Source organism: Thalassospira sp. ABL2_045, from assembly GCF_056161285.1.
This window is the reverse complement of sequence record NZ_JBSWYV010000008.1, coordinates 115,289-131,557: the sequence shown is the minus strand read 5'-3', so window position 1 is coordinate 131,557 and position 16,269 is coordinate 115,289. Positions and strand designations below refer to the sequence as shown.

13 protein-coding genes are annotated in these 16,269 nt (G+C 55.0%); 9 read left to right on the top strand and 4 right to left on the bottom strand.

What is annotated here, in order from left to right:
• Window positions 1–63: 63 nt before the first annotated feature.
• From ACXAIA_RS12975 to ACXAIA_RS12965, 3 genes are all read right to left on the bottom strand, one after another.
• On the bottom strand, window positions 64–1,020 hold the full coding sequence (locus tag ACXAIA_RS12975) for an ABC transporter substrate-binding protein (protein WP_475349693.1): 957 nt from the start codon (window positions 1,018–1,020) through the stop codon (window positions 64–66).
• Window positions 1,021–1,083: 63 nt separating this feature from the next.
• Window positions 1,084–2,097 (bottom strand): ABC transporter permease, encoded by a 1,014-nt coding sequence (locus tag ACXAIA_RS12970; protein ID WP_475349692.1) that lies wholly within the window; start codon window positions 2,095–2,097, stop codon window positions 1,084–1,086.
• Complete coding sequence (locus ACXAIA_RS12965) at window positions 2,090–3,643, bottom strand: sugar ABC transporter ATP-binding protein (RefSeq protein WP_475349691.1); 1,554 nt, start codon at window positions 3,641–3,643, stop codon at window positions 2,090–2,092. The genes ACXAIA_RS12970 and ACXAIA_RS12965 overlap by 8 nt, the downstream gene beginning before the upstream one ends.
• Before the next feature lie 177 nt (window positions 3,644–3,820).
• Between ACXAIA_RS12965 and ACXAIA_RS12960 the strand changes: the two genes are divergently transcribed.
• On the top strand, window positions 3,821–4,870 hold the full coding sequence (locus ACXAIA_RS12960) for a LacI family DNA-binding transcriptional regulator (RefSeq protein ID WP_475349690.1): 1,050 nt from the start codon (window positions 3,821–3,823) through the stop codon (window positions 4,868–4,870).
• An 18-nt stretch (window positions 4,871–4,888) separates the two neighbouring features.
• On the opposite strand, the gene ACXAIA_RS12955 is transcribed toward ACXAIA_RS12960, so the two are convergent.
• On the bottom strand, window positions 4,889–5,377 hold the full coding sequence (locus ACXAIA_RS12955; protein WP_475349689.1) for a VOC family protein: 489 nt from the start codon (window positions 5,375–5,377) through the stop codon (window positions 4,889–4,891).
• Between the two features lie 535 nt (window positions 5,378–5,912).
• Between ACXAIA_RS12955 and nspC the strand changes: the two genes are divergently transcribed.
• The 8 genes from nspC (at window position 5,913) to ACXAIA_RS12915 (ending at window position 16,185) form a co-directional block, all read left to right on the top strand.
• Entirely contained in the window at window positions 5,913–7,010 is a 1,098-nt protein-coding gene (gene nspC, locus ACXAIA_RS12950) for a carboxynorspermidine decarboxylase (RefSeq protein WP_475349688.1), read from the top strand.
• An 80-nt stretch (window positions 7,011–7,090) separates the two neighbouring features.
• Entirely contained in the window at window positions 7,091–8,332 is a 1,242-nt protein-coding gene (locus tag ACXAIA_RS12945) for a saccharopine dehydrogenase family protein (RefSeq protein WP_475349687.1), read from the top strand.
• A 392-nt stretch (window positions 8,333–8,724) separates the two neighbouring features.
• Window positions 8,725–9,801 carry a substrate-binding domain-containing protein gene (locus ACXAIA_RS12940; RefSeq protein WP_475349686.1) on the top strand — a complete coding sequence of 359 codons (1,077 nt, stop codon included), beginning with the start codon at window positions 8,725–8,727 and terminating at the stop codon, window positions 9,799–9,801.
• Window positions 9,798–11,144 carry an ABC transporter substrate-binding protein gene (locus ACXAIA_RS12935; RefSeq protein WP_475349685.1) on the top strand — a complete coding sequence of 449 codons (1,347 nt, stop codon included), beginning with the start codon at window positions 9,798–9,800 and terminating at the stop codon, window positions 11,142–11,144. Before ACXAIA_RS12940 ends, ACXAIA_RS12935 begins: the two co-directional genes overlap by 4 nt.
• 80 nt (window positions 11,145–11,224) lie before the next feature.
• Entirely contained in the window at window positions 11,225–12,544 is a 1,320-nt protein-coding gene (locus ACXAIA_RS12930; protein ID WP_475349684.1) for an ABC transporter permease subunit, read from the top strand.
• Window positions 12,544–13,773, top strand: a complete 1,230-nt coding sequence (locus ACXAIA_RS12925) for a carbohydrate ABC transporter permease (RefSeq protein WP_475349683.1) — start codon at window positions 12,544–12,546, stop codon at window positions 13,771–13,773. Before ACXAIA_RS12930 ends, ACXAIA_RS12925 begins: the two co-directional genes overlap by 1 nt.
• Complete coding sequence (locus ACXAIA_RS12920) at window positions 13,770–15,119, top strand: MGH1-like glycoside hydrolase domain-containing protein (RefSeq protein ID WP_475349682.1); 1,350 nt, start codon at window positions 13,770–13,772, stop codon at window positions 15,117–15,119. Before ACXAIA_RS12925 ends, ACXAIA_RS12920 begins: the two co-directional genes overlap by 4 nt.
• A gap of 1 nt (window position 15,120) precedes the next feature.
• Window positions 15,121–16,185, top strand: a complete 1,065-nt coding sequence (locus ACXAIA_RS12915) for an ABC transporter ATP-binding protein (RefSeq protein WP_475349681.1) — start codon at window positions 15,121–15,123, stop codon at window positions 16,183–16,185.
• The last annotated feature ends 84 nt before the right edge of the window (window positions 16,186–16,269 follow it).

The following is a 16,269-nucleotide window of genomic DNA, read 5'->3' as shown; positions in this document are numbered from 1 at the left end:
GCGTATTGGTTGCAGTCTGGCACCGGGCAGCTATCCACCCGGTGCCATCATTTGTCAGTCCGATCAGAACGGGCTGTCCGGGAAATAGAAGTTCTCGGCATTTTCCGGGGTGACTTTGGTCGCGCCCAGAATATAACGGCCTTCGACCGGTGCATTTGACGTGAACTTCATCGCGGTGATGTCCATCGCGGTTGCGATCATTGCCGGCGGATACAGAACATCAATCGGGGTCAGGTCATCACCATCCATTACGCGTTTGATGATGTCCTTCATGCCGCCGCCGCCAACGATGAACATTTCATCGGTGCGTTCGGCCTGCTTGACCGCCTCGATCACGCCAAGGGCGATGTCGTCATCCTGTGCCCAGACCGCGTTGATTTCCGGGAAGCGCGACAGGAAGTCCTGCATCACTTCATAGCCGTCATCACGGTTCCAGTTGGCATGTTTCATATCGAGGATTTCGATATCGGTTCCTTCAAGGGTTTCAACAAACGCGTCCACACGTTCGGTATCAACCGTGGTCGGAATACCGCGCAAGACAACGATCTTGCCGGCGTCATTCAGACGTTCACGCATATATTCACCAGCGACACGGCCCAGTTCCGGGTTGTTGCCCGCAACATAGACATCCTCGATCCCCGGGATCGAAAGACCACGGTCAACAACCGTGACGAACTTGCCAGCTTCCTTGACCTGCTGGACCGGAACCGTCAGCGGATCGGATTCAAACGGCAAAACCACCAGCGCATCGATATCCTGAACCGAAACCAGATCTTCAAGATCGTTGGCCTGTTCGGATGCGCCATTCGCGGTCACGACGATGACATCAATATTGGGATAGGTAGCTTCAAGCCGCTTTTCGGCCTGTTCGGCATGCCAGTTCAGACCACCGGCCCAGCCATGGGTCGCAGCCGGGATCGAAACCCCGATTTTGATCTTTTCCTGTGCAACCGCACCGGTGGCAGCAACGCCAAGCCCGAAGGCACAGGCGATCCCCAGAAACTTTGTAAACGTTTTCATTCAACGCTCCTCCTGATCAAAAAATGATGCATTTTCCACATTCTTCCGGTCGTTGGTCGCCGGTTATTTGCTTTTTTTGCGTTGCCAATCCCCGCGTTGCAGAAACACGGCAACGATGATGATCAGCCCCTGAACAGCCCCGTTCAGATAGTTGCTGATCGCATCCGTCAAATTCAGAATATTGCCAATGGTGGTCAGCATGATCGCACCCACGACCGTGCCCCAGATCCGGCCATAGCCGCCCTTAAGCATGGTGCCACCAATGATCACCGCGGCAATGGCTTCAAGTTCCCAAAGCACGCCGGTTGAACTGGATGCCGAACCAAGGCGCGGCACATAAATAATGGTGGCAAGCGACACACACAGCCCCTGGATCACATAGGTCAGGGTCTTGATGCGGTCGACATTGATCGCGGAATATTGCGCAACCTGTTCGTTTGATCCGATGGCAAAGCATTTGCGGCCAAACGGCGTCATGTTCAAAAGGATGTAGCCGGCAACCGCCACACCAAAGAACACAATGACCGGCATCGGAATGCCAAGGATATCGCCGTAATAGACCGGGCGATAAAAACCACGCACATCGAAATCAAGCGACAGCGTCCCGCCATCTGCCATATAGGTCACAAGCGATCGGTAAATCCCCATCGTGCCAAGGGTCACGATAAAAGCTTCGATCTTGCCCTTGGTGCTGACCAGACCGTTGATTGCCCCGGCACCAATCCCCAAAACGATGGACAGCAAAATACCGAGCAACACGGTTTCGATCCCGGCCCCCAATGTGGCGACCAGCCCGTTCATCACGACAATCATCGCACCGGAAATGAACGCCGCCATCGAACCGACCGAAAGATCAATCCCGCCGGCAGTGATCACAAAGGTCGCCCCGACCGCAATGATCCCGATAAAGGCCGCGCGGGTGAAGATGTTTGAAAGGTTGCCACCACTTAAAAAGGCTTCGTTGATCGCCGTTCCCAGAATGAACAGGCCAACCAACGCCAGAAACGGCCCAAGCGCCTTGAAGTCGATGCTAAAACCGCCGGATGATGCGGTTTTGGTGCGCTCTGCGCTACTCATGAACAGACACTCCCTGCTTGCCTGAAATTCCTGTCGCATGCCGCATGATTTCATGTTCATTGCGGTCGTTTCCTTCGAGGATGCCGGTAATGTGGCCGGCTGCCATCACCGCGATGCGGTCTGACAGGCCAAGCATTTCGGGCATTTCCGACGACAGGAGAATGACGGATTTTCCACGATCGGTAAGATCGCCGATGAAATGATAAATCTGGCTTTTGGTGCCGATATCGATGCCGCGTGTCGGCTCGTCGATGATCACGATGTCCGGGTCGGTTTCCATAACCTTGGCCAGCAAAAGCTTCTGCTGGTTGCCACCGGAAAAATCCCCGACCTTGGTTTTGGGATCAGCCGCACGGATATCAAACGCCTCGATGGCCTTTTCAAGGGCGGCCTCCTCGGCCTTGCGGTCAATCAGAATGCGGCCAAATTTTTCAAGTGCGAGCAAGGTCAGGTTGGGGCGCATATCCATATTGAGCAACAACCCGCTGCCCTTGCGATCCTTGGTCAAATAGACAATGCCCGATTTCTTGGCATCCTCAAGACTGCGGATATTAACCGGCGCGCCATTGCGCGTGATCTCGCCACTTTCGCGGTCGCGCAATCCGATGATGGCTTCCATCAATGCGGTGCGCCCCGCACCGACAATCCCGGCAAACCCCAGAACTTCACCCCGCCTAAGATCAAAACTGGCATCGCGCACAGCCCCGGCAACCGAAAGCCCGCGCACCGACAGCACGACATCAGTATGATCAGGCACGGCACGTTCGGGGAACATCTGGCGTATGTCACGCCCGACCATCAAACGCGCCATATCATCCTTTTCAAGATCGGCGACGGGCTCTGTCGTGATGTGGCGACCATCGCGCAGGACGGTCACGCGGTCGGCCAGCGTTTTGATTTCATCAAGCTTGTGGGAAATATAAAGGATCGCGACACCCTGTTCGCGCAGGCGCCGGATCTGATCAAACAGGATATCAACTTCGCGCCCGGTCAGAACCGCCGTCGGTTCATCAAGGATCAGGATATCGGCCTTTTTGGAAAGCGCCTTGGCGATTTCGACCATCTGACGATCAGAAACCGGAAGATCACGAATACGCGTGCGTGGATCAATGTCACATTGCAGCTGATCCATCAGCTTTGCCGTTTCGGCCCGCATTGCCGCTTTGTCCAGGAACCAGCCACGTTTGATCTCGCGGCCGAGAAAGATGTTTTCTTCAACGGTCAGTTGTTCGGCAAGGTTAAGCTCCTGATGGATCAGGATGACCCCGTGCTTTTCACCCGCTTCGCTATCGGCAAAAGAGACCTGTGCATCATCAAGGATCAATTCACCGCTGGTCGGCTGATGATAGCCCGACAGGATTTTCACCAGTGTCGATTTGCCCGCACCGTTTTCACCCAAAAGGGCATGGACCTCGCCCGCGTGCAGATCGATGGACACATCAAAAAGCACCTGTGCCGGTCCGAATGACTTGCTGATTTGCCGACCGGACAGACGTACAGGTCTGTCGGGACCGGGATTAACGGCGTAAACGGCCGCATCCGTCATTGGTAGTTCCTCCCTGGCGCCGCATTTTTTGCGATCAACTCATTCGTTGAGTCCTCTGTAAACGTTTTCATTTTCTATGTAAACCTTTACATTTCCATTCAAGTGACCAAAATCACCCCTGACGAGCACATAATGAATGCCGCTGGACAGGCCGGGACCAGCGAAGTAGGAAGAAGCATGAGTGAAAAAATCGCGACGATTGAAGATGTTGCCCGCCATGCAGGGGTGTCTATCGCCACTGTCAGCCGGGCACTGCACAAGCCTGACGTGGTGTCGGAAAACACCCGTGAGAAAGTGCAAACTGCGATCGCCGCGACCGGCTATACCGCCAATGTCATGGCCCGGAACCTGCGCCTGAACCGTTCGGGCATGATCCTTTTGCTGGTACCAGACATTGGAAACCCTTTCTTTTCGGCGATTCTGTCGGGCATTGAAAAAGGTGCCAGCCAGGCGGGCTATAACGTTCTGATCGGCGACACGCAAAACGATCCCGAGCGCGAGGCAACCTATGCCGCCTACCTGCGCAGTAATCAGGCCGATGCCATGATCCTGCTTAATGGCCGCCTGCCGGTTGCGTTTGCCAATGCGCCGGCCAATGCCACCCCGCCGGTGGTGATTGCCTGCGAACGCATTCCGGACTGCGCACTTCCGACCGTGATCATTGATAACGACGAGGCGGCCTTTGTTGCGACCCGCCACCTGACCGACCTGGGCCACCGCCGGATTGCCCATGTTGCGGGTCCTGCCAAAAATATCCTGACCATTGATCGCGTTGCCGGATATCGCCGCGCGCTGGAAACCGCCGGGATCACGGTTGATCCCGATCTGATTTACACCGGCGATTTTTCGATTGATTCCGGCATCACTGCCGGGCGGGCTTTGCTGGCCAACCCGAAAACCCGCCCGACCGCGGTTTTCTGTTCAAGTGACGGCATGGCAATCGGTGTGATCGTCGCTGCCAAGGAACAAGGCCTTCGGATTCCCGAAGACCTGTCTGTCGTTGGTTTTGACGATATTCCACATGCCGCGGCCTATGATCCACCAATCACCACCGTACGTCAGCCACGCCGCCGACTGGGCGAACAGGCGATCGCCCTGTTACTGGAACGTCTTGGCGCCAAACTGCCGCTTGCCGCAGATGATAATGGCCCAAGCATCATCCCGACGGAACTGATTATCCGCCAAAGCAGCGGCCCCGCGCCGACCATTGATCCCAAACAAGGCTGACGCCTGCGGTCTCAGTCATCACGCGCCAGAAATGCTTTGCCACTCGCCGATGACGGCGCGGGCATTGCCCTCGTGGTCGTCATGTGATCTTGCCTGCTCGGATGCAAAGATCTCAAACCGGATGCCGTTGGGATCACGCACGAACAGACGTCGGGATTTACCGTCATCCTCGCTATGGTAAACGATCTTGTGCTGGAAAAAGTGGTTCTGCCAGGCAATGACATCGCGCGCCGTTTCGCACCGTAATCCGATATGAAACACATCATCGGGCATTTCCGGATCATTCGGATAGGGCCCGGTATCGGCTGGCCAGTCAAAGAATGACAAACGTGTCCCGTCAGGCAGCGCAAAGGTAATCAGCAAATAATCACTTTTCCAGGACGGGCTGTAACCACTTTCCGCGTGAACCAGTGTTGCGCCGACCACCTTGGAATAAAAGTGATCGGTGGCCTCAAGGTCGCGGGTCGGAAAAGCAAGATGATCGACACTTACAGGTGCAGGTGACATGGGGCTCCTCCGTCAGGTTTGATCCTTAACATCCGATCGCCGGAACAATGTCTGCACGGTTTGGCAGCTTCGTACGCGCCCCCAAACACTGCGCGATCCGGCTCATGTTTTCGGGCGGGACATCAAAACATTGCCCGCTGCCCATGATCAACAGATGGGATAATCGCACCCCAAAATCAATGCGATTACCCCCTTGATCAATGCGTCATGAAACCACAACATGCTGGGGGGACATTGAGTATTGACCGCCCCCACCCGCGCTGCTATTGGGACGCGGCAAATAGATATATCCCTGTGCCCCGTGCCGATTGATGGCAAGGCACAGTTTGGCAACACCTTAAAAGATGGAGGCATCTGATGAATGAATACAGTTTATCTGTCTCCGTCTATTGGATGACGCACCGTCAGGCGGATCACTAGACGCCGCGTGCGGTCCACCTTGATGGTGATTTTGCCAAAACCCGGATCATGACAGCCTGATCGCGCTTTCCGAGTTCATCCGCATTCCCCGTGACATAGTTGTAGAGAGCCGCCCATGCCCGCAACGCCCTATTACCTGATCGACAAGTCCAAGCTGCTGCGCAACATGGAAAAGATCGCATATGTGCGCCAACATTCTGGCGCAAAAGCACTTTTGGCGCTGAAATGCTTTGCGACCTGGTCGGTATTCGACTTCATGTCCGACTACATGGATGGCACGACCTCCTCGTCGCTCTATGAGGTCAAACTCGGCCGGGAAAAGTTCGGCAAGGAGACGCACGCCTATAGTGTCGCCTATTCCGATGACGAGATTTCTGAAGTCATCGAAAACGCCGACAAGATCATCTTCAACTCGATCGGCCAGCTGACCCGATTTGCCGATCAGGCATCCGGCATTGTGCGCGGTTTGCGACTGAACCCGCAGGTCTCGACTTCAAGCTTTGATCTCGCCGATCCGGCGCGGCCCTTCTCGCGTCTCGGTGAATGGGATGTCGCCAAGGTCGAAGCGGTGATGGATCAAATCTCCGGCTTCATGATCCACAATAACTGTGAAAACGAAGACTTCGATCTGTTTGATCGCATGCTGACCGACATCGAAGAAAAGTTCGGATCGCTGATCGCACGCGTTGAATGGGTCAGCCTCGGCGGTGGCATTCACTTCACCGGTGATGACTACCCGCTTGATAAATTCTGTGCCCGGCTTAAGGCGTTTTCCGAGAAATTCGGCGTGCAGGTCTACCTTGAGCCCGGCGAAGCATCGATCACGAAAAGCACGACCCTTGAGGTTACCGTGCTTGATACCCTGTTTAACGGCAAGAACCTGGCCATCGTCGATAGCTCGATCGAAGCGCACATGCTTGATCTTCTGATCTATCGCGAAAATGCCAAGGTGCTGCCCAATACCGGCGATCACCCCTATATGATCTGTGGCAAGTCCTGCCTTGCCGGTGATGTCTTTGGCGAATTTGATTTCGAAAACGAGATCAAGGTGGGCGACCGTATCTCCATTCAGGATGCGGCTGGCTACACCATGGTCAAAAAGAACTGGTTTAACGGGGTCGGCATGCCGTCCATCGTGATCCGGGAACTCGACGGAACAGAGCGCGTTGTGCGTGAGTTCACCTTTGACGACTACGTTTCGAGCCTTTCGTAAAACCACGAAAGCGCAGTTTTCATAGCGAACCGGAGCACGACGTGCTCCACCTCTCAAAACAGGGGAGTTTTTGGCCCGACATGAAAAAAAATGTTCTGATTATCGGCGCAGGTGGCGTCGCCCAGGTCGTTGCACATAAATGCGCACAACATAACGACGTGCTTGGCGATATTCATATCGCATCACGCACAGCGTCAAAGTGCCAGTCCATCATCGACAGCATCCATGAAAAGAAAAACCTCAAAAACCCCGGCGTTCTTGAAGGTCACGCACTGGATGCCACCGATGTCGACGCAACCGTCGCCCTGATCAAAAAAACCGGTGTCGAGATTGTCATCAATGTCGGGTCTGCCTTCATCAACATGCCGGTCATGTCGGCCTGCATCAAAACCGGTGTGGCGTATCTCGATACCGCCATCCATGAAGAGCAGGACAAAATCTGCGAAAACCCGCCATGGTATGCCAACTATGAATGGAAGCGCCGCGAAGAATGCGAAGCTGCTGGCACCACCGCCATTCTTGGCGTCGGTTTCGATCCGGGCGTTGTGAACGCCTATGCCAAGCTGGCCGTCGAAGACTACTTCGACAAGATTGACTCGATTGACATCATCGACATCAATGCCGGTAGCCACGGCAAATACTTTGCCACCAACTTCGATCCGGAAATCAACTTCCGCGAATTCACCGGCACCGTCTATTCCTGGCAGGACAGCAAGTGGCAGGCGAACAAGATGTTCGAGATCAAAAAGATCTGGGACATGCCGGTTGTCGGCGAAAGCCAGACCTTCATGACCGGCCATGACGAGGTCCATTCCCTGTCCCAGAACCTTGACGTACCAAATGTCCGTTTCTGGATGGGCTTTGGCGATCACTACGTCAATGTCTTCACGGTCCTGAACAATATCGGCCTGCTGTCGGAAAAGCCGGTCACCACCGCCGAAGGTCAGGAAGTCGTGCCGCTCAAGGTCGTTAAGGCTTGCCTGCCGGACCCGAGCTCGCTCGCCCCGGAATATACCGGAAAAACCTGCATCGGTGATCTGGTCAAGGGGACCAAGGAGGGCAAGGAAACCGAAGTCCTGATCTATAACGTGGCCGACCACAAAGACGCCTACATCGAAGTCGGCAGCCAGGGCATTTCCTACACCGCCGGTGTGCCGCCAGTTGCGGCGGCCATGCTGATCGCCACGGGCGAATGGGATGTGAAGAAAATGGCAAACGTCGAAGACCTGCCATCCAAACCGTTCCTGAACTTGCTCAACGGCATGGGTCTTCCGACCCGTATCAAGGATGCCGATGGCGACCGCGCACTCGATTTCAGCTAAGCGGCGTATATCCTGATATAATACGTAAAATGGCGGGCCATACATAGTTTGGCCCGCCATTTTTTGTGCCGAGTCCTGACCTGCTGGTCAAGAACGCGCCTTTTGGGTGCCTGTTCGTTGACAGTGTGCGTCGCAACAGGATACAGAAAATATCGCCTATGCGTTTGGTTGATAACCGCCCTTAACCCGCGCAACAACCAAGATTCCCCTTGGAACAATCCCATCCCTAGGAATGGCGCCCGGCCCATCTCGCGGTGCAAAATTAAATCATTCAAAATCAACAATTTGACAACCGAAAGCGGTTTCGTATAGCGTTTCGAACGTTTCCGAAAGCGGTTTCGGAAACAGCCAACATCATCAACAAGATGATGAAAAAGCATAAGGGAGGTTCCGTGTCGCGGGTTAAGCAAAGCCGTAAGGTTGTGTCTATTGCCCAACTGGCAAAGCATCTTGGCTTGTCAGAAGGAACCGTTTCACGCGCCCTGAACAATTATCCCGACATTGCCCGGAAAACCATCGAACGGGTCCGCAAGGCCGCGGATGAATTGGGCTATCGCCCGTCTACGACAGCGCGTCGTTTGGCACGCGGTGTCGTAGAGACCGTCGGTTTTGTTTTACCGGCCCGCGATGGCCATCAGATTGATCCGTTTCTGGCTGAAATTCTTGATGGTCTGGCGACCGAACTTGCGCTTTCTGACTGGGATTTGCTGGTCGCAGCCGTTCCCGAAGGCCATGACGAAGTCGAAGTCATGGACAGATTGATCCGATCGGGAAAGGTCGGTGGTTTCGTGATCGCACGCACCAAGCGCAAGGACCCAAGGGTCGATTTCCTCAGATCAGCCAACCTGCCCTTTGTCGTACAGGGGCGCACCGAAAACTGCGACGATTACGCCTGGCTTGATATCGATAATGAAAAGGCATTTGCCGATGCGATGGATCATCTGGCTGGTCTGGGGCATCGCAAGATTGCCTATCTTGGGGGCGATCCGGAACTGAACTATGCCTGGCAACGCCGCGCGGCATATCTGGCTGCGGCCCGAAAACACGACTGCCCTGTTTTGCCAGGCTACCTTCATGACGGCATCACCAATGAAATGGCCGCACGCGATGCGGTGACCGAACTTCTCAAACACCCCGACCGCCCGACGGCCCTTTTATGTGTCACCGACGCTGTCGCAATTGGTGCCATTCATGCACTTGCCCATGCCGGGATCACGGTCGGGCGTGATATTTCCGTCATTGGTTTTGATGGCTTGCCAATGGGTGAGGCCATTCACCCCGGTCTGACCACAATGGCACAGGCCAGCTATGAGATCGGCCGCGAAGTAGGCCGGATCGTTGTTTCGCAGGCCAACGCGCCTGCATCCGAATTTTCCCAAATTCTGTGGGAAGCATCGCTGACCGTCCGTGGGTCAGCCAACCCGCCAGCATTAAAGCTGGCCGCCAATGCCAAGGGAGGCACCTCATGAAAACAAGGTTTACGCATGCTTTAACGCTTGCTGCCGCGGGCCTGCTGATTTCCACCAGCATCGCCAGTGCGCAACTGCGTTTCTGGACCACCGAAGAACAACCCGAACGCCTGGCCAAACAAGAAGAAATGGCCAAGCAGTTCGAAGCCAAAACAGGCACCGCCGTTGAAGTCATCCCGGTCACAGAGTCAGAATTGGGCACGCGCGCCACGGCCGCCTATGCCGCTGGTGATTTGCCAGACGTCATCTATTTGACCCTGCAATATGTTCTGCCCTGGTCCGAAGCAGGCATCCTTGATACCGAAGCCAACAACGAAGTTGTTATGGATTTGGGCAAGGATACCTTTGCACCGGCAGCTCTTTCGATGGCCGACTTTGACGGCGAAGTGGCTGCTGTGCCGTCAGATGGCTGGACGCAGATGGTTCTGTACCGCAAGGATCTGTTTGATGCAGCAGGCCTCGAGGCCCCCAACAGCTATGCCAACATCCAAAAGGCGCTTGATGCGCTGCATAATCCACCCGAAATGTATGGCTTCGTCGCCGCGACCAAGATCGACGAAAACTTCATGAGTCAGGTGCTTGAACATGTTTTCCTCGCCAACGGTGCAACCCCGGTTTCCGCGGATGGTTCGGTTGGCTTTGACAAGGACAAACTGGTCGAGGCACTGGAATTCTATAAATCCATCGCCGAAGCATCCCCGCCCGGTGACCTGTACTGGAAACAGTCCCGCGAGGTTTATTTCGCTGGCAAGACAGCAATGATCATCTGGTCACCCTTCATCCTTGATGAATTGGCCGGTCTTCGTGACAGTGCCCCCCCCACCATCAATGATGATCCGACCTCTGATGAATTGGCCTCCAAAACCGGTGTTGTGACCCGCCTGATGGGCCCGTCCAATCCGGATGGTGCGGCATGGGGTGACATTCGTTACTTCGGCATTACCAATGATGCCGATACCGATGCCGCCGAAGAATTTGTCAAATTCTCGCTTGATGAAGGCTACACCAGCACGCTTTCCATCGCACCAGAAGGCAAATTCCCGGTCCGTCACGGCACAGCCGATGACCCGGAAAAATTCGTCAAAGCATGGTCGACCCTGCCGGTTGGCGTCGATCGCAAAAAGCCGCTGTCGGAACTTTATGATCCGGCAGTCATCACCGACATCGTTTCCGGTCTTGAAACCGCAAACCGTTGGGGTGTTGCCGAAGGTCAGCTTTCGTTGGCATCGCGCATCATCAACAGTCAGGTCATCAACCGCTACGTTCGTGAATATATCGACGGCGAACGTGACGCAGAAGCCACGGCTGACCTGATCAACGAAGAAATCGCCGCCATCGAATAAGCGACGTACAGCCTTGTATCCGGGGCACCCAACAATACCGGTGCCCCGGACTTCGGATTTTCAGAACGGATGGCAAGACGATGACCACGCCCCAAAGCACAAAGACACCGTCCGCAACGGCCCCTCCGCCCAAGCGGAAATCAAAGTTGGGGCCGATGGCCCGGCGCGAAGCACGGCTGGCCCTTTGGATGCTTGCCCCGACATTTCTGATCGTCATGGGCGTTGTGCTGTTTCCGCTGCTTGCCAACTTCTGGATTTCGGTCAAGCCGGTCAAACTCTCTGATCTGCGCCCACCGACACCGGTGGTTTCCGAACGTGTGCGCGGGGATATGGATGTCGCCGGGCAGGAATTTCGCATTCAGTACAGGATACGAAATTCATCGCGCAAAGGTGACATCACCGATATTGTCCTGATTGATACTCTTCCTCCTGGCGTCACCATCATCACAGATGACCCTGCATGTAAGGTAAATGGACCGGATGTGCGCTGCACGCTTGATCAGCTTGAAGCAGGCGAACGCACCCGTCTTGAACTCACCGCCATTGCAGATGAAAGCTTTGCTGCCAATCCGGTATCACCGCGTGACAGTGAACCGACGGTTACCGGGAACGCCGAAAACATCCTGACCAACAGCGAATTTACCCTCGAAAACTTCGCACGGATTTTTGATTCCCGCGAATTCTGGTCGGTTTTGTGGGTGACCCTCGCCTATACCGTGTTTGGTACTCTGGGCGCGCTGGTTTTGGGGCTGTTTGCCGCCCAAATGCTCAACAAACCGTTTGCCGGACGTTCCATCCTTCGCGGCCTGTTTCTGTTTCCCTATGTCGCACCTGTGATCGCGGTCGCCTTTACCTGGGTGATCCTGCTTGATCCGTTCAACGGCACATTCAATGCGATTTTACAGCGCATGAACCTTGCGGATGAAGGGGTGAATTTCTTTGGTCAGCGCGCACTGCCAATCGATGTTTTCGGACTGACCATTGAATTCCCGCTGGCTCTGGCCACTGTCATTGCCTTTGAAGCGTGGCGTTATTTCCCGCTTTCCTTCCTGTTCATTCTGGCACGCATGCAGTCGATTTCATCTGACATGTACGAAGCCGCCGAGGTTGATGGCGCCACCCCGCTTCAACAGTTCTGGCACATATCGCTGCCGCAACTTCTGGGCATTCTGTCCACCCTGTTCCTGTTGCGCTTCATTTGGACATTCAACAAATTCGACGACATCTTCCTTCTGACCGGTGGTGCGGCAGGCACACGGACATTGACCGTTGATGTCTATGAGCAGGGCTTTGCCCTTTCAAATCTTGGTGCGGGGGCTGCGGTCGCGGTTGCGATCTTTATCCTGCTTCTGATCTTTGCAGTATTTTACTTCAAGTTCGTCCATCGGGAGGATTCGTGATGCGTATTGGTACGGGTCTTCTTCTTGGCCTTTTGTCCGGTCTTTTGTGGGGTGCGATTGCCGTTGCCATCACTGGCATTTCGCTGACGCTGATCACCGGCCTTCCGGCAACGCCGATCATTTCGGCCGGTGCCTTGGGCGGGGCGGTCAACGCGGCTGTCATCATGATGCGCGCTCCGTCTGATCGCACACCGGGGCTGTATCTGGTGGCCTTCGCATCCGTGATCATTGCCATGATGCTGATGTCATTCGGCGCACCGTTCAGTCTGGCGTTTTCACAAAGCTCTGCCATTCAGGCACTTGGTGTCGGTGTGATCGCGCTGGCCGTGACCTTTGCCAACCGTGCGGTCCTGATCGACATCCATTCGGGCATGCTCAAACGCTACAGCATTGATCTTGTGATCGTGCGTGTTCTCAAGGGCTTCGGCTTTGTGTTTTTCAGCGTGATTGTTGTCTTGCCGTTCTATGTGATGGTTATGACCAGCCTGAAAAACCAGCAGGAGCTGTTCTTAAACCCGCTTGATCTGTCGATCAATCTGAGCCAGGGCGCAGCCAGCCTGTTTGACAGCTATGTCGAACTGTTTACCGAATTTAATTTTGGCCGGTTCCTTCTGATTTCGACCATCGTCTCGGTGTCGACGGTCATTATCACGCTGGCCTTTTCGATCCCCGGGGCCTATGCGGTCGCGCGTCTGAAATTCCCGGGTCAGACCGTTCTTTCAAGCTCGGTCCTGCTGATCTATCTCGTGCCGATGATCGTTCTGGTCATCCCGCTTTATGCCGTCTTCAGCCAGCTTGGCCTGCGCAACACCGTGGTTGGTCTGTTGATTGTCTATCCCGCGACGACGGTTCCCGTCGCACTTTACATGCTGCAGGGCTACTTCCGCGGACTTCCGGCAGAATTGGAAGAAGCAGGCCTGATGGATGGTCTGTCACGCTTTGGCGTGATCGTGAAAATCACCCTGCCACTGGCCTTGCCTGCATTGGCATCGGTATCGCTTTACGTCTTCATGATTGCCTGGAACGAGTTCCTCTTTGCCTTCATGTTCCTTGACGATCCCGACATCTTTACCCTGTCACGCGGGGTCGTATCGCTGAACTCATCGGAAGTTCCCCGCCAGCATCTGATGGCCGGGGCCGTCATCGCAACGGTACCGATCCTTGTGATCTTCCTGTGGTTCGAACGTTTCCTCGTTCAGGGCCTGACCGCCGGGAGTGTAAAGGGATGACCATGTCGATTGATCAGCTTTCGGGCACGAACAAACGTGCCGCCGAAATCCTTCTGGCCAATGATCGCGGCGGCTATACGGTACCAAGTGCAAAGCTTTATCCGTTCCAGTGGAACTGGGACAGCGCACTGGTCGCGCTTGGATTTTCCGTCTTTGATCCCGACCGCGCCTGGCAAGAAGTCGAAAGCCTGCTGTCTGCGCAATGGGACAACGGCATGGTGCCCCACATCATTTTCTGGAAGGAAGAAAAAAGCTATTTCCCCGGCCCAGAACAATGGGGCACAAAAGATATTGCCGATAACCCGCCAACATCGGGCATTACACAGCCCCCTGTTGCCGCGACCGTGATCGAACGCCTTCTGGCCGAAGATATTAACGCCCACCGCGAACGCGCAGCAAAACTTCTGCCCAAACTCGATCGCTGGCATCAATGGTTCCTTGATGCCCGTGATCCCGATGGCCGCGGTGTTGTTGCAAACATGCACCCCTGGGAAAGTGGACGTGACAACCTGCCGGACTGGGATCGCCCGTTGTCCTTTATCGATACAACCGGCGTCGGCACCTATCACCGGCGCGACACGGACATCGTCAACAAAGACGAACGCCCGAAAAAAGATGACTACGACCACTATATGTCGTTGGTAAAGTTCGGACGCGATTGCAACTGGGACCCGCAGGTGATTGCGCGTGATTGTCCGTTTTGGGTCGCTGAACCGGGAATGAATGCAATCCTGCGGCGCGCCGAACGCGATTTGATCACGATGGCCAGACTTTTGGAACTTGATGATATCGCAACCCGCGCCAAAGACCGCCTTGCCCGTCTTGATGCCGGGTTTGAAGCACTTTGGTCTGAGGCTGTTGGCGGATACGTCACCCTTGATCTCAGAAGAAATGAACATGCAACCGCGCTGACATCGGGCAGTTGGCTTGCGCTATTCGCCGGCCAGGTCGAGAAAATCCGGGCCCAAAAGATGGCATCAACCCTGTCACGCTGGCTTTCAACGGTTAAGCATGGCGTGCCCAGTTTTGACCCGAACCATGAACTGTTTGATTCGATCCGATATTGGCGGGGGCCTGTCTGGGCCATGATCAACTGGATGATCTCCACGGGTCTGATCGAACATGGCGAAAACAGCCTTGCCGAACGTATCCGCATCGATACACAGGCACTTATCGACCAATCCGATTATCGTGAATATTTCTGCCCGGTAACCGGCCGTGGCGGCGGGGGCACTGATTTCTCGTGGACGGCATCCATGTCGCTTTACTGGGCCTCCCGTCCCGAAAGTTTGCCCGTCGCCGGACATCTGTCGCAAACCGGCACCGCAGATCAGGAGAATACATAAAATGGGCCAGATCGAACTTAAAGCCATCCGCAAGTCATTTGGCGGGATTGATGTCATCAAGGGGATCGATCTTCAGATAAATGAGGGCGAACTGGTGATTTTTGTCGGGCCGTCCGGCTGCGGTAAATCAACGCTTTTACGTCTGATTTCGGGCCTTGTCGAAGCATCCGACGGCCAGATCATGATTGATGGCGATGATGTCACTGGCAAACCACCGGCAGAACGCGAACTCTCGATGGTGTTTCAGTCCTATGCGCTCTATCCCCATAAATCCGTGCGTGAAAATATGGGCTTTGCGCTCACCGTGGCGGGTATGCCCAAGGCCGAAATCACCCAAAAGGTCGATGAAGCTGCCGCGACCCTGAAACTTGAAGACTATCTGGATCGCAAACCCAAGGCCCTGTCGGGCGGCCAACGCCAGCGCGTCGCCATTGGCCGTGCGATTGTCCGCGAACCCAAGGCCTTCCTGTTTGACGAACCGCTGTCCAACCTTGATGCCGCCTTGCGTGTCGAGATGCGCCTTGAAATCGCCCGCCTGCATCAGAAACTTGGCGCGACCATGATCTATGTCACCCATGACCAGGTCGAGGCGATGACGCTTGCGGACAAGATCGTCGTGCTGCAGGCCGGTCAGATCGAACAGGTCGGTAGCCCGCTTGATCTCTATCGCCATCCGGGCAACCTGTTTGTTGCCCAGTTCATCGGCTCCCCGAAAATGAATGTAGTCGATTGCACCGGCAGTGGCACGTCGCTGACCTTTGGCAATGGCAAGACGTCCGATATTGCCCGCAATACAGATGGGGCCACCAGGATGGGCATTCGCCCGGAACATATGGTGCTTTGTGATGTGACTGACACCGACAAGGCGATCCTGACCGGCCAGATTGATGTCATGGAACATCTCGGCTCGGATAGCTTTGCCTATGTTAATGTACCTGATGTCGGCCTGTTCACCGTCCGTATTGTCGGTCATTCCGATGCGGCCGAGGGCGACACGGTCGGGCTGTATTTTGCCTCAAGCGATGTTCATCTGTTCGATGCATCGGAAAAAACCATCCCGGCATGACGAAACGTGCATGTCGGGTTTCCGGTTTGGAAGCCGTTTTAATTGTATGAGGATTAAAGCGGCATCCAATATGGGTCACATCGT